We start from the raw sequence: 18,634 nt of genomic DNA, 5'->3' as shown, positions 1-18,634 counted from the left end.
GATAAGGCGTTTACGCCGCCCTATCGGGCCATCAGATTACTCCTCCATTGCCTGGCGGATTTGCTGCAGCGCCGCCGGATCGTCAAGCGTGGTGAGATCGCCCGGATCGCGGCCTTCGCAAATGGCCTGGATCGTGCGGCGGAGCATTTTGCCGGATCGGGTTTTCGGCAGTTGCGAAACAAACCAGACGTGGGCAGGACGACCAAAATTGCCAATCTGGCTGTCCACCAGCGCCATGATCGCCTTCTCTTCCGAATGCGCCACATCGCGGTCTTCCAGACTGTCGCTCTGTTTGGGAATGACAAATGCTACCGCCACCTGCCCCTTCAGCGCATCTTTTACCCCGACCACCGCCACTTCCGCCACGTTCGGATAGCTGGAGATACTCTCCTCGATTTCCCGTGTGCCCAGGCGATGCCCGGCGACGTTAATCACATCATCCGTGCGCCCCAGAATGAAGTAGTAACCGTCGGCGTCACGAATACCCCAGTCAAACGTGGCGTATACCTGACGATTGAACAGCGACCAGTAGGTATTCACAAACCGTTCATCGTCGCCCCAAATGGTCTGAATACAGCCGGGTGGCAGCGGCCCTTCGATCACCACCATCCCCTTCTCGTTGGCACCGCAGGGTTCGCCGGTCATCTCATTGAGCAACTGCACGTTATAGCCATACATGGGCACGCCGGGACTGCCGAGGCGCGACGGCCGGTCATCCAGTGCCCGGGCCAGCGCCATAATCGGCCAGCCGGATTCGGTCTGCCAGTAATTATCAACAACCGGCACGCCCAGTGTTTCCGTTACCCAGCTTGCGGTCGGTTCGTCCAGCGGCTCGCCTGCCAGATAGAGCACCTCCAGCGAGGAGAGATCGTGATTGCGGATCTGCGCGGTCGGGAATTTTTTCAGCACGCGAATGGCGGTCGGTGCCGAGAACATCCGGTTGACCTGATATTTCTCGACGATCTTCCACCACACGCCGCAGTCCGGATACGTCGGCAGTCCTTCATACACAATGGTTGCCATCCCTGCCAGGAGCGGTGCGTAGACAATGTAGGAATGCCCGACAACCCAACCGATATCCGACGCGCAGAAGAACACGCCCCCCGCTTTGCCGCCAAAAATGGTCGCCATTGAGGTCGCCAGCGCCACGGCATAGCCGCCGACATCGCGCTGCACGCCTTTGGGTTTTCCGGTGGTGCCGGAGGTATAAAGAATGCAGGACGTTTCATTGGATTCCAGCCACGTCACCGGCACCGTGGCGCCGAGATGCTGCTGGCGCAACGTCGCAAAGTCGAGATCGCGACCGGCCACACGCGCCATTTTCGCCAGCCCGCGATCCACCAGTAACACCTGTTTCGGCTGATGTTGCGCCTGCTCGATCGCATCATCGAGCAGCTTTTTATAGGGCAACACTTTACCGCCGCGCGCCCCCGCATCGGCGGAGACAATCAGCACCGGCTTCGCGTCATCGATGCGCGCCGCCACGCTGTGCGAAGCAAAACCGCCGAACACTACCGAGTGGATCGCGCCAATCCGTGCGCAGGCCAGCAGCGTGATATGCGCCTCAGCGATCATCGGCATGTATACCAGAACCCGATCGCCGCGCTGCACGCCGAGCGATTGCAGCATTGACGCCACCACGTTCACTTCGTCATAGAGATGACGGAAGGTAAAGGTGCGCTCCTCTTCGGTCTCGGATGAGACAGCGATCAGCGCCAGCGCATCCGGTTGTTTCTCCAGCCAGCGGTCAATGGCGTTATGACACAGATTGGTGGTACCGCCGCAAAACCAACGGGCAAACGGCGGATGGCTGTGATCCAGCGTGCGGATAAACGGCTGCTGCCAGTCAATCCGCCGGGCCTGTTCGGCCCAGAATGATTCCGGTTGCGTAACAGAACGCTGATAAAATTCGCTAAAAGACATAACGCTCTCCTGTTGAACTTACGCCTGATGAAGCGGGTTCTAGATGACATAAAGGTCCATGTACTCATTGACCGGCATCTGCTCCAGGCGAGTTCTGTCCAGGGAGACCTCCAGGATGCGCTGCTGTTGGCGAGTCGGGAACTGGCGCGCCAGGTTAATTTTGAATTTTTCGATCAGTTTCGGGATCCCGTCGGTACGGCGACGTGCATGGCCAATCGGGAACTCCACGACCACCTCGTCAAACTGTGAACCGTCAGTGAATTCCAGGGTGATCGCATTGGCGATGGCGCGTTTTTCCGGATCGTGATAGTCCGCGGTAAACGCCGGATCTTCAACACAACGGATCTTCTCGCGCAGGGAATCGATTCGCTTGTCCTGTGCCACGCCGTCCTCATAATCCGCCGCCGTTAAGCGTCCGAACAGCAGCGGGATCGCCACCATATACTGAATACAGTGATCGCGATCGGCCGGGTTATTCAGCGGCCCCTGCTTATCAATGATGCGAATGCAGGCTTCGTGGGTGCGAATGGTCACTTTTTCGATATCTGCAGCGCTTTTACCTGCTGCCTGCATTTGCGCATACAGCGTCATTGCCGCTTCAACCGCCGTCTGAGAGTGGAACTCCGCCGGGAACGAAATTTTGAACAGCACGTTTTCCATTACGTAGGAGCCGTATGGACGCTGGAAGCGGAACGACTCGCCTTTGAATGAGACGTCATAAAACCCCCAGGTTTTCGCCGTCAGCGCTGACGGATAACCCATCTCACCGGTTTTCGCCATCAGCGCCAGACGCACCGCGCGCGAGGTCGCATCGCCCGCCGCCCAGGATTTACGCGTGCCGGTATTCGGCGCATGGCGATAGGTGCGCAGCGACTGTCCGTCGACCCACGCCAGCGACACCGCGTTGAGGATCTCATCACGCGTTAGCCCCAGCATTTCAGCCACCACGGCGGTGGAGGCCACTTTGACCAGCAGAACGTGGTCAAGCCCCACGCGGTTAAAGGCGTTTTCCAGCGCGATACAGCCCTGAATTTCGTGGGCCTTAATCATTCCGGTCAGCACGTGTTTCATGGTCAACGGCGCTTTACCCGCCGCGACCGCGTTGCGTGAGAGCCAGTCCGCTGTCGCCAGGATCCCGCCGAGGTTATCGGAAGGGTGGCCCCACTCCGCCGCCAGCCAGGTGTCATTGAAGTCGAGCCAGCGGATCATCGCGCCAATGTTAAACGCGGCCTGTACCGGGTCGAGCTGAAACTGGGTACCCGGCACGCGCACGCCGTTGGGCACCACGGTCCCCGGAACAATCGGCCCCATCAGCTTTTTACAGGCCGGATATTCCAGCGCTTCCAGACCACAGCCCAATGTATCAAGCAGACAGTAGTGGGCGGTGTCATACGCCACCGTTGACGCTATCTCGTAGTTGACGACGTAATCCACGATATCAACGATTTCACGATCGAATTCCGGGCGAACATTTAAAATTTGAGCGGACATAAGGTACGTTTCCTGTTTTTTTATCTTTAGAGGTAATGAATTACTGACGCTGATCGATCGGCACAAACTCACGATCGTCCGGGCCGGTATAGTTGGCGGAAGGACGAATGATTTTGTTGTCCTGGCGCTGTTCAATAATGTGTGCCGCCCAGCCGGTGACGCGGGCGATAACAAACAGCGGGGTAAACATTTCGGTGGGAACGCCCATCATGTTGTAGGAGACCGCCGAGAACCAGTCGAGGTTAGGGAACATCTTCTTCGTCTCCCACATCACCTCTTCCAGACGATCGGCAATGTTGTACATCTTCAGCGAGCCCCCCTCTTCGGAAAGCTGCTTCGCCACACGTTTGATGACCTGATGACGCGGATCGGCAATGGTATAAACCGGATGACCAAAACCAATCACCACTTCTTTGTTTTCCACGCGCTTACGGATATCGGCTTCGGCTTCGTCCGGCGTTTCGTAGCGCTGCTGAATCTCCAGCGAGACCTCATTCGCCCCGCCGTGTTTCGGACCGCGCAGTGCACCAATCGCGCCGATAATGGCCGAGTAAACATCCGATCCGGTGCCGGCAATCACGCGGCTGGTAAAGGTGGAGGCGTTGAACTCATGCTCGGCGTACAGCACCAGCGAAATGTGCATTGCTTTTTCCCAGCTCTGCGTCGGTTTTTCGCCGTGCAACAGGTGCAGAAAATGGCCGCCGATAGAGTCGTCATCGGTTTCTGGCTGAATACGCTCGCCGTTGTGACTGTAGTGATACCAGTAGAGCAGGATGGAACTGAGCGAGGCCAGCAGCTTATCGGCAATATCACGCGCGCCGGAAACGGTGTGCCCCTCTTTTTCCGGCAGCGTACAGCCCAGCGCCGATACGCCGGTGCGCATCACGTCCATCGGATGCGATGCCGCTGGCAGCGCTTCCAGTACGGTACGGACGTTAGCCGGTAATCCGCGCAGCGCTTTGAGTTTACTTTTGTATGCCTGAAGTTCGTCACGGGTCGGGAGTTTGCCGTGAATCAGCAGATGCGCGACTTCTTCAAATTCGCACTGCCGGGCGAGATCGAGAATATCGTAGCCGCGATAGTGCAGATCGTTGCCGCTTTTGCCGACGGTGCACAGCGCGGTATTGCCCGCCGGTACGCCGGACAGCGCGACGGATTTTTTAGGCTTAATAACATGGGTATTATTTTGCAGGATCGTTGTGTCGCTCATGTTGTCCTCATCATTATTGTCATATGTAGGGTACTGAGGGTTTTCGTCCAGGCCTGATAAGGCGTAGCCGCCATCCGGCCTACTTGATATACAACGCGTCGAGCTTCTCTTCGTACTGGTAGTAATTGATGCTTTCATACAGTTCGTTACGGGTCTGCATGATGTCGATAACGCTCTTTTGCGTCCCTTCCTGGCGCAGCACGTTGTAGACCTTTTCAGCAGCCCGGTTCATGGCGCGGAATGCCGAGAGCGGATAGAGCGCCATCGCCACGTTCGCACTGCGCAGTTCGTCGGTCGTGAACAACGGCGTAGCGCCAAATTCGGTGATATTGGCAAGAATCGGCACCTGGACTGCATCGGCAAACTGGCGGTACATCGAAAGCGCCGTGATCGCCTCCGGGAACAGCATGTCGGCGCCCGCTTCGACATAGGCCTGCGCACGATCGATCGCTGCGTCTAACCCTTCCACCGCCAGGGCATCGGTACGCGCCATGATCACAAAGTGGGGATCGGTACGGGCATCAACTGCCGCACGAATGCGATCGACCATCTCCTCTTTCGAAACAATCGCTTTATTCGGACGATGGCCGCAGCGCTTGGCGCCAATCTGATCTTCGATGTGTAGCGCCGCCGCCCCGGCTTTGATCATCGACTTGACGGTGCGCGCAACGTTAAACGCCGACGAACCAAAGCCGATATCAGCATCCACCAGCAGCGGGAGCGGACAGACGTCGGTGATGCGGCGAATGTCGGTCAAGACGTCGTCCAGGGTGGAGATGCCCAGATCCGGCAGTCCCAGCGAACCGGCCGCGACGCCGCCGCCCGAAAGATAAATCGCCTGATACCCGGCGCGCTGGGCCAGCAACGCATGGTTGGCGTTGATGGTGCCGACGATTTGTAAGGGGTTTTCTTTGGTGAGTGCAGCGCGAAATGCCTGACCCGGAGAATCCAGAGACATAGTCCATCCTCGTGTTATCAACTTGTAACTAACCGTTGATTCACATAAAGCAAGGGCTATGCCAAAGGCGCTTTGAAAGAGAGTGTTTTAAATAACCATCGATATAACAATAAGATAAACCACAGCATACCGCGATAAGCGAAAAAAAGCGTGTCAGCTAACGTTTCATGAAACGTCCCGACCGGTTTCATTGCAACAATTATGAAACAAGACTACACCCATTACTCTGTCCTTTTATTTTGGTTGGCTATGGCGACGACAACGCTTCCCCCGCGGGTGAATGATGACAAACCGGTTATCTGGACGGTCTCGGTAACGCGACTGTTCGATCTGTTTCGCGACATCAGCCTGGAGTTTGATCATCTGGCGACCATCACCCCCATCCAGCTCGGTTTTGAAAAAGCGGTCACCTATATCCGTAAGAAGCTGACCACCGAACGCTGTGATGCGATCATCGCCGCCGGATCGAACGGCGCGTATCTGAAAAGTCGCCTGTCGATACCAGTTATCCTGATCAAACCCAGCGGGTTTGACGTTCTGCAGGCGCTGGCAAAGGCCGGAAAACTGACCGCCTCCATTGGCGTGGTGACCTACCAGGAGACACTCCCCGCGCTGATGGCTTTTCAAAAAACCTTCAACCTGCAACTGGAACAACGCAGCTATATCACCGAAGAAGACGCGCGCGGGCAGATTAACGAGTTGAAAGCAAACGGCATTGACGCGGTGGTTGGCGCGGGACTGATTACCGATCTGGCGGAAGAGGCAGGCATGACCGGTATCTTTATCTATTCCGCCGCCACGGTGCGTCAGGCCTTTAGCGATGCGCTGGACATGACCCGCCTGACCCAGCGTCGCCACGGTCATTATGCCTCCGATCAGGCGCTGCGCACCCGCTATGGGCTGGGGGATATTCGTGGCGAGTCCGCACAGATGGAACAGGTGCGCCATACCATTATGCTGTATGCCCGTTCACCCGCCTCTGTCCTGATTCAGGGGGAAACCGGCACCGGGAAAGAACTGGCAGCCCAGGCCATTCACCGCGAGTTTTGTACGCGTCCTGGCACGCGCGGCGACAAAACGGCGCATCCGTTCGTCGCGGTGAATTGCGGGGCGATCGCCGAATCGTTGCTGGAAGCGGAGCTGTTTGGCTACGAGGAAGGCGCCTTTACCGGATCGCGACGCGGTGGTCGTGCCGGGCTGTTTGAAATCGCCCACGGCGGAACGCTGTTTCTCGATGAAATCGGCGAAATGCCGTTGCCGCTGCAAACCCGACTGCTGCGCGTGCTGGAAGAAAAAGAGGTCACCCGGGTGGGTGGACATCACCCCATTCCGGTGACAGTGCGGGTGATTAGCGCCACCCACTGCAATCTGGAAGACGAGATGAAACGCGGGCAGTTTCGTCGCGATCTGTTTTATCGCCTGAGTATTTTACGTCTGTCGTTACCGGCTCTACGGGAGCGCCCCGCCGATATCCTGCCGCTGGCGGAAGGTTTTTTAAAACAATCGCTGGCCGCGCTCTCCGTACCATTTACCGAGTCGGTGCGCGCCGGACTGGCGCAGAGTGCCGGTGCGCTGTTGCACTATCAGTGGCCGGGAAATATTCGCGAATTGCGCAATATGATGGAACGGCTGGCACTGTTTTTAAGCGTTGAACCGATGCCACAACTGAATGAACATTTATTACAGCAGATACTGCCGGAACTGGCGGAGAACGAATCGCCGTCATCCCCTTCGCCTTCCGCTACGCCACAGCAGGTGCTGGCGCAGTTTAACGGCGATAAGCGCGCCGCCGCGCGTTATCTGGGGATCAGCAGAACCACATTCTGGCGACGGCTGAAGGAATGAACGGCCGGATGGCGACACACAGCGTCTTACCCGGCCTACACATTTCACCTGGCCAGCGCCATCCGGCACGCTTACGAATTACTTTTTCTTGTAGATATTGGCAGTGCCATGAATTTTGTTGTCGGTTTGACCGGAAGTCAGCACGACCACATCAGCCCCTTTCTCATCCGCTTTTTTGAGCAGATCTTCTTTCGCATCCTGAGTGGACGTTTCATTGCTGGTATTGATGTTGCCAATCAGGGTGTACTGCGACTCCACCTTCTCAAACTCAGCTTTTGTTAACAGCTCCGCTGCAAACGCATTTGTCGCCACAAAAGCCAACGCACCAATCAAGAGTTTATATCCAGTTTTCATAGAGAAGCTCCAGGTTATGTTATGACGCTATCATCACCGCTGAATCCATGCCGCTGTTCAGGGATGATTAATAACTAGTTCAGCTTCCAGAAAAAATCCAGAGGCCTTTCAGTGATAGGTTGCTTTTGTGGTTTCGGCCTGCTCAGTACTTTTTTGCATACTACGGTAAAGTTAAGTCACTTTCTGCATATAAATAAAATAATGACCGATACCCCCGTCTTTTAATAAATCTCTCATTATTGCGTAAATATGCATAACCCTGTTCAGAACAACTCCGCTTAAGATTATTATCAAAACCCTTTCCAGCTTATTGGCAATAATCTCAACATCGACAAAAAACATTCAGATTAATACCAATGTAAAAATTGACGTTCATCAAAACAATGATAATTAGCCAGCCTAAAATTCTTAAAAAACATTATTCCCGTCCGCAATTAAACATATTAAAGCGATACTCACACTAATGTTAATCCTTCGCATCTATTCAGTCTACCTTATCAAAAGCCTCGCCTATCCTGTTGTTTTCCGCCTTATATTTGCATTATTCCTGGAGGGATAGCCAAAAGCAATAAACATTTGTAATCAAATAATTAGCCATCACTTAAATATTTTCACTCTGTTAACGACGGTTAATAGACTCAGCCTATCAATATCGAATGCAAGCCTGCGGCAAAACGATTACGCTATATCGCCAACGGCAAATAATATTAAAAATCATCAGAATTTTATTTGCATGAGCAACCCGACAAATAGCCGTGTATTCAGCACTGGCTTTTATGGCTTATGCCTGGATGTAATATTTAAATCTTAAGGAAGAGTCAATATATGAAAATAAATGCACAGTGTTTCCCTGAAACTCTATTAGCCATTGCAATTTCCATGGCTTTAACGTCCACTGCGGTAGCCAATAATAATATTTCCCCACCAACAGGTGTGGGGGATACTGTCATTATTAATAATGGACAAAATATTACGCTTTCCGCCACGGAAAATACCGACCCCGCATGGAATAACTTCCGCAGTCTTTGGGTGGGTGATAACTCCGACGGCTCACTGCTGATCGATGGTCGGGCTATCACCACCGCCGCCGGTATGATCGGTAATGGCGCAAACGGCAGCGTGACGCTGACGAATGGTGCGACCTGGACACTGGGCAATTTGAATCTGGTACTCGGGACCCATGATGGTTCAGGTACGCTGCTGGTGAATAACGGCAGTAAAATCAGCGGCATTGATGAATTGCGCATTGGAGAATATGCCGCAAACGCGCAGGGAACGGTTACCATCGATGGCGCAAATTCGTCCGTCTCTTCCGTCTGGAGCGTGGTCGGCGATCAGGGGCGCGGTAACCTGGTGATTACCCGCGGCGGAACCCTCTCCTTAAGCGAACACATGAACATTGGCTACGTCGGCAATACGAGTAACACCAGTCGTAATGGCTACGGTGTCGCCCTCGTGGACGGTGAAAACTCGCTGCTGGATGTGACGGAAGGTATTTACCTCGGGGGGTTCGCAACAACACCCAATGACGCCACCGGGATCCTCACCGTCAGCAACGGCGCAACGGTCCGCTCGGGTAACTTAATCTGGCTGGCAGTGGGAGAAGGCAGTACCGGCATCCTGAATATTGGCGGCGCAAAGGGCGAAGCACAACAGGCTGCGGGAACACTGGACCTGCCGTGGATCTACCTTGGCAACACCAGCGGTATGAGCACGGCAGAGCTCAACTTTAATCACAACAGCGACGACTTCGTACTCTCGGCCAAAATCACAGGTATTGGCGAAGTCAACCATTTCGGCTCTGGGACGACCACGCTGACAGGCGCTAACACCTATCAGGGCCCTACCCACGTCGCAAATGGTACATTGCGCGCCGGGGCAGAAAATACCCTGAGTGCAAGATCCGATTACCGCGTGGACAGCGGCGCGCAGCTGGATCTTAACGGCTATTCACAGACGCTGAATTCGCTGGAGCTGGCAGGCACAGCGATACTCTCTTCCCCGTCGCAAGTGCAAGCAGCCTTTAGCCCAACCCTGTTGACAATTAACGGTGATTACACCGGAAACAACGGCTTGCTGGCCTTGCGCACTGTGCTGGGTGATGACCTGTCGCCAACGGATAAGCTGATTGTGAAAGGTGATACCTACGGCACCACGCGCGTCAGCGTCAGTAACGCGGGCGGTAACGGAGCCGCGACGATTGAAGGTATCCGTATTATCGACGTTGAAGGGACTTCAAACGGTACCTTTGTGAAAGAAGGCCGTATTGTCGCAGGCGCATATGACTACGACCTTGTGAAACGAGACAACCAGAACTGGTCGTTGACCAGCCTGGCCTTGCCAGAACCGGTTCCACCAACTGAGCCGAAAGAACCCGTAATTCCAGAGTCTCCGACACCGGAAGGTCCGCACCAGTATCGCCCGGAAACCGGCAGCTATCTGGCGAACACCCTTGCCGCCAACACGCTGTTCACGACGCGTCTGCACGATCGTCTGGGCGAAACCCAGTACACTGACGTCTTTACAGGCGAGCAGAAGGTTACCAGCCTGTGGATGCGTCATGTCGGTGGGCATAACCGCTTCAAAGACAGTTCCGGGCAGATCAGCACCCAGAGCAACCGCTACGTGATGCAACTGGGCGGCGATATCGCGCAATGGAGCACCGACGGTCTCGATCGCTGGCATCTGGGTCTGATGGCCGGTTACGCCAACAGCAAGAGCCGCAGCCACTCCAGCCTGACCGGATACAGCTCACGCGGGGAGATCAGCGGCTACAGCGCCGGTCTGTACGGCACCTGGTATGCCAACGACGCCGATAAAACCGGTGCGTATGTCGATGGCTGGATGCTCTACAACTGGTTTGACAACACCGTGTCCGGACAGGGCCTGGCGTCTGAAAAGTATGACTCGGACGGTATCACCGCCTCTGTCGAAACAGGCTACACCTGGAAACTGGCCGAATTCAGCGAGCGTAACGCGCTGTACATCCAGCCTAAAGCGCAAATCACCTGGATGGACGTGCAGGCTGATACGCACGTTGAGAAAAACGGCACCCGGGTGGTGGATAAAACCGACGGCAACCTGCAAACGCGTCTTGGCGTCAAAGCCTACCTGCAAGGCCATAACGCCATGGATGACGGCAAAGACCGCACCTTCCAGCCGTTTGTCGAAGCCAACTGGCTTCACAACACCCGTAGCTACAGCGTGAAGATGGATGACATCAGCAACGACGTGAAAGGCAACCGCAATATTGGCGAACTGAAAGTGGGCGTTGAAGGCCAGCTTAGCCAGCGTCTGCAACTGTGGGGCAACGTCGCCCAGCAAATTGGCGACAACGGCTACAGCGATACTCAGGGAATGTTAGGCATCAAATATAGTTTCTGATCGCCCAAACAAAAAATGTCCTGCAAAGGCCGGACATTTTTTTCTTTATTACAAATAAAAATAAGTCGTTAATCTCACGGAGAGTCATAAATGACATATATAAAATGGAAATGTCTTGTACCTGTCGTGGTGGGAAGTTCGTTTCTCGCCTCACCGTTTGTCTTATCGGCCGAGTTGGAAAATAAGACCTTCACCAGTTCGATTTCGTCTATTAGCAGCGGAACCCACACCGTTAGCCTCGGTGATGTGACCCTGGACGCCAGCGGTTACACGGGCAGCGCCAGTTACCAACGCGCGCTAATCAATACCCTGAACGGTGCAGTGAACATTAATATCAGCGACGGGAATACCCTGACACTAAGAGGTTTTAATAATAACACGACAGACGAACGTGCAACGCTGCATGCTTACAAGCGAGATACACTCAGCGGCACAATGACATTCACTGGCGGCAATATTGTCGTCAGTAATGAGGTCAAAAATAGTTACGCCGATATTTACGGTTTATTTGCCGGGCCAGGTGGTAAATTTGATTTCAAAAGCGACGGCGATAATAAAGTTAATTTGACTGTACTGATGCCGCAGGCGGGATATGTCAGCACCCACCGCTGGGGGATTGGTTTGTATAACGGTGAGCTGGCCTTTGATGGCGGAAACTTTGTCATCAATGTTGACGGCGATCCGGGCGACAACTCTATCGACCGTCGCGTGGGGATGGTTCTTGCCGCAGGAAGTGATGTGGATATCAAAGCCGATCGTATTGATATCGATGCCAATGAACTGGCATTACAGTTTGCCGCAAGGGCTGGCGCGAGCACGAGTAACACTGCTTATAACGTGATTAATACTGCCAAATTTGAAGCTGACTACATCACTCTGAAAGGCAGCCAGGGTATCCTGGCGGCGCTCCCCTACGCCACTTATGGGACGAGAAATAGCATCGAATTTACGGGGCTGACGAAGATTGAAGCGCTCTCACGTGGTGATGAAAATAACCTCTTTGGTGAGGCTGGCGGTGGCCGGGCACTTGACCTGATGGCAACGGATATCACCTTCAACAGCAATGCGATCATCGTCGGCGAGAACCTGACTTACCTGGGCAACCGGCCCGGTTACGAGCATGAATTCGCAGGTTGGATCGACCCGTACTGGATGCGAACCATCTCCCTGACTGACCAGTCGTCGCTTATCGCAAAAGGCGATTTTCTGCTGACCAGTAACGGCGGATATTACAACACAGGCCTTTACCTTTGGAAAAGTGAGGCGCAGTTTCAGGGTAAAACCGCTATTACCATGCAAAATGGCGTCGATACCGCACGAGCGGTTTATGCTTATGATGGCGGTAGTAACACCACAAAAGTTGAATTCCAGGATGATTTAAGCATCTCACTGTCTGATACACACGCCAACTATGTGGCGGGTATCGAAGCCGCGGCAGGTGGTATTGTCGATGTGCAGAAAGGTCTGCTGATGACGGATAACAGCGATCCCACCTGGTCCCTGCTCTCCCGTGGAGCAAACAGCCTGATCAACGTGAATTCATTAGAAACCGGCACGGTACAGGTCATTGGCGACATTGGCGCAATTAACGATGCCACGCTCAATATGGTACTGAATAACGAAAACTCATTCCTGACGGCCACCAGCTATACCGCTACGTCTGGCTCAACCAGCAACGGTATTGTTAACCTGGATCTTTCCAACCAGGCCGTGTGGAATATGACCGGTAGCTCTCATGTCACCGACATCACCGTAGACAATGGGACTGTCAATTTCCTGCCCCCGGAAAGCAGCGGTGTGTTTAAGACTCTGACTGTAGAAGGTAATTTCTACGGCGGCGGAACACTGAAAATGAACACAACACTGGGTGGCGATGATTCTCCCACCGATAAACTTATCGTGGAAGGCGACACGTCCGGTAATACGCTGGTTGCGGTGAATAATATCGGCGGTACGGGCTCGCAAACGGTGAACGGTATTGAAATTGTCGAAGTGTATGGCAATTCCGCAGGTACTTTTGCCAAAGCCGGACGTATTGTCGCGGGGGCTTATGACTATGATGTGGTGAAAAAAGGCAGTAACTGGTATCTGACCAACACCTTCATCACTGACCCAGTGCCGGAACCTACTCCCGATCCCGCCCCAACACCGGCCCCAACGCCACAGCCGGAAGGAGAGAAAACCTATCGCCCGGAAACCGGCAGCTATCTGGCGAACACCCTTGCCGCCAACACGCTGTTCACCACCCGGCTTCACGATCGTCTGGGTGAAACCCAGTACACCGACGCGTTAACCGGCGAACAGAAAGTCACCAGCCTGTGGATGCGCCACATCGGCGGACATCACCGCTTCAAGGACGGTTCCGGGCAGATCAGCACCCAGAGTAACCGCTACGTGATGCAACTGGGCGGCGATATCGCGCAATGGAGCACCGACGGCCTCGATCGCTGGCATCTGGGTTTGATGGCCGGTTACGCCAACAGCAAGAGCCGCAGCCACTCCAGCCTGACCGGCTACACCTCTCGCGGGGAAATCAGCGGCTACAGCGCCGGTCTGTACGGCACCTGGTATGCCAACGACGCCGATAAAACCGGTGCGTATGTCGATGGCTGGATGCTCTACAACTGGTTTGACAACACCGTGTCCGGACAGGGGCTGGCGTCTGAAAAGTATGATTCAGACGGCGTCACCGCCTCTGTCGAAACAGGCTACACCTGGAAACTGGCCGAATTCAGCGAGCGTAATGCGCTGTACATCCAGCCTAAAGCCCAGGTCACCTGGATGGATGTGCAGGCCGATACGCACGTTGAGAAAAACGGCACCCGGGTGGTGGATAAAACCGACGGCAACCTGCAAACGCGTCTTGGCGTCAAAGCCTACCTGCAAGGCCATAACGCCATGGATGACGGCAAAGACCGCACCTTTCAGCCGTTCGTCGAAGCCAACTGGCTTCACAACACCCGTAGCTACAGCGTGAAGATGGATGACATCAGCAACGACGTGAAAGGCAACCGCAATATTGGCGAACTGAAAGTGGGCGTTGAAGGCCAGCTTAGCCAGCGTCTGCAACTGTGGGGCAACGTCGCCCAGCAAATTGGCGACAACGGCTACAGCGATACGCAGGGAATGTTAGGACTGAAATACAGCTTCTGACTTTCTACCACCCGTGGTAACACGGGTGGTTTTCTTCCCTCGCCTCCCTTTGTGATCCCATTCGCATCCCTCAGATTTTGTTGTAAATAAGATGGAGTGACGTTATCCAGCTCAGGGAAATGTGGTTTATGGAACCTCTACATGCGGTTTTCCTCACCGTCAGCCTGTTCGTGTTAACCTTCTTCAACCCCGGCGCCAATCTGTTTGTGGTCGTGCAAACCAGTCTGGCCTCCGGACGGCGTGCAGGTGTATTAACCGGTCTGGGCGTTGCGTCAGGTGACGCTATCTATTCCGGGCTGGGGCTGTTTGGCATGGCGACGCTGATCACCCAGTGCGAGGCGGTTTTTTCGGTGATCAAAATTGGCGGCGGCGCGTATCTGCTGTGGTTTGCCTGGAACAGTATGCGTCACCAGGCCACACCGCAGATGCCAACGCTGCAGCAACCCGTTAGCGCGCCATGGACCGTGTTCTTTCGTCGTGGCTTACTGACCGATCTGTCAAATCCGCAAACCGTCCTGTTTTTTATCAGTATCTTCTCCGTTACGCTGAGTGCCGACACACCCATGTGGGCAAGGATGATGGCCTGGGCCGGGATTGTGCTCTCTTCGGTTATCTGGCGCGTCTTTCTAAGCCAGGCCTTTTCGTTGCCTGCCGTGCGTCGGGCATACGGCAGAATACAGCGCGTCGCCAGTCGCATCATCGGCGCGATAATTGGCCTGCTGGCGTTACGTTTAATTTATGAAGGGATTACGCATCGGTAACATACTGTTTAGAGAGAGGATTTCATGCCCATACTGCCGGATGGCGATGCGTTGCGCCTTATCCGGCCTACAGGTTTTTTGCCTGGCCGGGTAAAGCGAAACCGCCTCCCGGCACTTTGCATCAGAACGACGCTTTAACACCGATCATCGCTGAAGTGTCGCTGTAGCCGTTGTTACCAACTTGCTGTGCGACGTTGCCCCACAGGGCGACGTTCTTCGTCAACTGGCCTTCAACCCCGGCTTTCAGTTCGCCAATATTGCGGGCGCCTTTCAGATTCACATTTTCACCGTTCATTGCGACGCCAAAGTCTTTGCTGTTGTGGATCCAGTTGGCTTCGACAAACGGCTGGAAGGTATGGTCTTTGCCGTCGTCCAGTGTGTTGTGGCCCTTGCCGAACAGACGGACGCCGACGCGTGTCTGGATGTTGCCATCGCCGTTACCTTCAACGCGGGTACCGTTAACTTCTTTGTGCTCATCTGCCTTCACGCCCATCCAGGTGATCTGGGCTTTTGGCTGAATATACAGCGCGTTACGCTCGCTGAGTTCGGCCAGTTTCCAGGTGTAGCCGGATTCAACAGAGGCGGTGAAGCCCTTAGAATCATACTCTTCAGATTCGACATCACGACCAGAAACGGTGTTATCAAACCAGCTGTACTGCGCCCAGCTATCGACATACGCGCCTTCATGCGTCGCGTTGTCCTGCAGCCAGGTGCCGTACAAACCAACACTGTAACCACTGATGCGGCTGTCGGCCCGGTTACCGTTACGCTGGTTTTCGGCGCGCGCTTTCTGGTTGGCATAACCGGCCATCAGGCCCAGATGGTAGCGGTCGGTGTTGTCCGAAGACCACTGCGCAATGTCGCCGCCCAGTTGCATGACATAACGGTTGGCCTGCATATCCAGTTGACCACTGCTGTCTTTCTGACGGGTATGACCGCCCACGTTACGCAGCCACATACTGGTGACGGCTTCTTCGCCGGTCAGCGCGTCCACGTAATGCGTTTCGCCCAGACGATCCTGCAAACGGGTATTGAACAGCGTGTTCGCCGCCTGCAGGTTCATGCCGTACAGACCGGCTTCCGGACGCACCGCGTGTTCGCGCGGCGTCGGAGCTGGCGGCTGCGGATCGGTAGGATTCAGAGGATCCAGCGGAGTAACCGGAGACAGGGCGCTGCTCAGATACCAGTTTTTATTATTCTCGCCTTCACCGCGATGCAGGGTGTAGTCATACGCACCGGCCACGATACGGCCATTTTGTTTAAACACACCGTCAGAATTGCCGCCAACGCTAATCAGTTCGATGCCCGACGTCGTCAGACCGCCCGCGCCCCCGGCGTTCAGTACTTTAACGTTCGTGGTGCCGGAGGTGTTGCCCGCAACGATCATCCGGTCAGTCGGTGAGCTGTCATCGCCCAGTTGGGTGTTGATCACGAGATTACCGTTAGTGCCTGTGTAATCACCGTCCACTGTCAGGGTTTTGAAGCTCGCGGTATCACGCGTCAGCATACGACGCTTTGTGGCGGCTGGCATAAAGGTCAGCGTGGAGTCATTCAGCGTCAGGTTGGTGAGCTGAGAACTTTTGGTCATGTTCCAGGCCGAGCCGTCGGCCAGCGACAGGTTATTCACCGCATTACCGCTGGTGACCATCCCGCCGACGAAACGCGACTGGTTAATCGCATTCACATCAACCACGGCGGAATCCAGGGCTTCAATCGTCCCGACAACGTCGATTTTCTGCGGGTTAATCGTCACGCGGGAGTCGGCGTTTTCCGCCAGAATGGCAGTGGCATCCGGGTCGTTGTAGTTAACCCCCATCTGTACCCCACCGTTCAGCGTGATCTCGCCGCCTTTATTCGCCTGAACGTATTTCCAGCTCCCGCTGCGGGTGGTATCGACAACATCAATGTTCAGACGACCATTAATGTCGATTTTACCCGCCGTGAGCGCATCTTCTTTACTGGCCCGAATGCCGGTACCGGTTGTTTGCTGATGCCCCTGAGTGTCCAGCGTGATATTCAGGTCGTTACTGGTAAACTGCGAAGCGCCCACGGACTCGACACCACTGAGAACCGTACTCTCCGCGCCTGACTTCAGCAGCAGGCTCGTCTTCCCTGCCATGGTCACATGTGCATCCAGATCAACGCCGGTGAGACCATCTGAAACCCAGATCCCGGAAATCACGCCATTCGCATCGTTCACGGTGACATCAATAGCGGTGTCGCCCAACGCTTCAACGTCAGCCCCGTTAGAACTGATACCGTCCGCATACTGATCGGCGACGGATGTAATCGTGGCATTTTTATAACGAATCAGTGAACGGTCGGCATCCACACTGGATTCCGAATCGAGGCCGACGGCGTAGAATGTCCCCTTACTATTGACGATCAAATTTTCAGCGTTGATTTTCGATCCCGACTTTGCATAGATCGCGAAATTCTTCCCATTCGCCCCGGTCACCGCAGAATTAACCGTGGTGGTGCCGGTTAAGGTAAAGACGCCATTGTGTTTATTGCCCAGAATGCCCGCAATATCTTTGCCATCACGCTTTTGACTCATATTTATCGTCAAATTATTGGCAACGATCGAGCCTTTTTGCGCGAGATAGGCTGCACTGTTACCACCCACCTGAACGATACCCACCGCATACATGAACTGATAATCATTATCCAGCGGAATGTCTGGTCGCCCCTCGACGGTGCCTGGAATGACATCGCCGATGATATGATTCACGGTAGTCCCTGAACCTAAATTAATGGTTCCGCTGTTGGCGACAATCACTGTCCCGTTGGAAATTAAAAAGTCACCGTTTTCAAATTCGCCCCCACCCGAGACCGTGGGCGTTCCGCCTGGGTTGGTAATGGTTACACCACCATTATTCGCCACGGAGATCGTATTGTTTTCCCCTGCGGTGCTAATGATTTTATATTCCTGATCTTTAGCGATGATCCCGCTTCCGCTAATAATACCATCTACATCATGAATGACTGCACCGGCGTTATTTGCCATTAACAGACTACTGATTAACAACGCCATGGTTGTTAATTTAAATTCTTTTCTCTTCATATCAATTCCACTGTATCGAAATAACAGCACGCTATACATCGCATGATTAAATGCAGTGTATTTGTGAATGCGTTAAGTAAAAGTCACGGCAATGTAACGTATGTCCTTCCGACCCAAACGCCCTGAGTCTCATTGCGGTATTTAGGCAATATTTTCCAGATATCAGGCGTGAGAACAAATGAAATGATCTTAGCCATGATGACAATTCAATCATCTTAAGAACAAAACAACAAAAGAATATAATTCCTTAAATGACATTATATACAGCATATCATTTCATTAAATGCAGTTCAGAAATGAGGTGTTTAAGAATAATTAATCTTCACTTAAGATCTTTCCTCATTAATCAGACATAAAGGATCATGTGAAACCTCATTTTGTGAGGAAGAGTGACGGTATTTCGCCGATCATCTCCGGCAACATAGCGACAACAGGCCGACGTTTTTTCAGCCTGAAGCATGTTCTAGTGGGAATAGCATTAACGATTATGA

General features: G+C 53.9%; 10 protein-coding genes. 4 read left to right on the top strand and 6 right to left on the bottom strand.

Going from position 1 to position 18,634, the window contains the following annotated elements; translation table 11 throughout:
* Window positions 1-36: 36 nt before the first annotated feature.
* From prpE to prpB, 4 genes are all read right to left on the bottom strand, one after another.
* Window positions 37-1,923 carry a propionate--CoA ligase gene (prpE, locus tag ACQ0PY_RS05650; protein ID WP_109739918.1) on the bottom strand — a complete coding sequence of 629 codons (1,887 nt, stop codon included), beginning with the start codon at window positions 1,921-1,923 and terminating at the stop codon, window positions 37-39.
* A gap of 39 nt (window positions 1,924-1,962) precedes the next feature.
* The gene (locus ACQ0PY_RS05645; RefSeq protein WP_044327221.1) at window positions 1,963-3,414 is read right to left on the bottom strand and encodes a bifunctional 2-methylcitrate dehydratase/aconitate hydratase; all 1,452 of its coding nucleotides are present in this window, start codon (window positions 3,412-3,414) and stop codon (window positions 1,963-1,965) included.
* 40 nt (window positions 3,415-3,454) lie between these two features.
* Window positions 3,455-4,624, bottom strand: a complete 1,170-nt coding sequence (gene prpC, locus ACQ0PY_RS05640; protein ID WP_043001662.1) for a bifunctional 2-methylcitrate synthase/citrate synthase — start codon at window positions 4,622-4,624, stop codon at window positions 3,455-3,457.
* A 79-nt stretch (window positions 4,625-4,703) separates the two neighbouring features.
* Window positions 4,704-5,582 carry a methylisocitrate lyase gene (gene prpB / locus ACQ0PY_RS05635; protein WP_043001663.1) on the bottom strand — a complete coding sequence of 293 codons (879 nt, stop codon included), beginning with the start codon at window positions 5,580-5,582 and terminating at the stop codon, window positions 4,704-4,706.
* 249 nt (window positions 5,583-5,831) lie between these two features.
* Here prpB and prpR point away from each other — a divergent pair, with 249 nt between their 5' ends.
* Window positions 5,832-7,427: a propionate catabolism operon regulatory protein PrpR gene (gene prpR, locus ACQ0PY_RS05630; RefSeq protein WP_044259079.1), complete on the top strand. Its 1,596-nt coding sequence runs from the start codon at window positions 5,832-5,834 to the stop codon at window positions 7,425-7,427.
* A gap of 78 nt (window positions 7,428-7,505) precedes the next feature.
* On the opposite strand, the gene yahO is transcribed toward prpR, so the two are convergent.
* On the bottom strand, window positions 7,506-7,781 hold the full coding sequence (gene yahO / locus ACQ0PY_RS05625; RefSeq protein ID WP_043001665.1) for a DUF1471 family periplasmic protein YahO: 276 nt from the start codon (window positions 7,779-7,781) through the stop codon (window positions 7,506-7,508).
* An 879-nt stretch (window positions 7,782-8,660) separates the two neighbouring features.
* Here yahO and ACQ0PY_RS05620 point away from each other — a divergent pair.
* The 3 genes from ACQ0PY_RS05620 to ACQ0PY_RS05610 all read left to right on the top strand — a co-directional run bounded on the left by ACQ0PY_RS05620 (window position 8,661) and on the right by ACQ0PY_RS05610 (window position 15,079).
* Entirely contained in the window at window positions 8,661-11,165 is a 2,505-nt protein-coding gene (locus ACQ0PY_RS05620) for an autotransporter outer membrane beta-barrel domain-containing protein (RefSeq protein WP_231912841.1), read from the top strand.
* A gap of 90 nt (window positions 11,166-11,255) precedes the next feature.
* Window positions 11,256-14,318 carry an autotransporter outer membrane beta-barrel domain-containing protein gene (locus ACQ0PY_RS05615; protein ID WP_231912842.1) on the top strand — a complete coding sequence of 1,021 codons (3,063 nt, stop codon included), beginning with the start codon at window positions 11,256-11,258 and terminating at the stop codon, window positions 14,316-14,318.
* 128 nt (window positions 14,319-14,446) lie between these two features.
* Window positions 14,447-15,079 (top strand): LysE family transporter, encoded by a 633-nt coding sequence (locus tag ACQ0PY_RS05610; protein WP_044258897.1) that lies wholly within the window; start codon window positions 14,447-14,449, stop codon window positions 15,077-15,079.
* A gap of 121 nt (window positions 15,080-15,200) precedes the next feature.
* Here ACQ0PY_RS05610 and ACQ0PY_RS05605 read toward each other — a convergent pair whose 3' ends face one another.
* Window positions 15,201-18,143: an autotransporter outer membrane beta-barrel domain-containing protein gene (locus tag ACQ0PY_RS05605; protein WP_240935394.1), complete on the bottom strand. Its 2,943-nt coding sequence runs from the start codon at window positions 18,141-18,143 to the stop codon at window positions 15,201-15,203.
* Window positions 18,144-18,634: the final 491 nt, after the last annotated feature.

The sequence above is a fragment of the Citrobacter sp. LST-B2 genome, from assembly GCF_057983045.1.
This window is presented reverse-complemented; position numbering and strand designations above follow the sequence as displayed.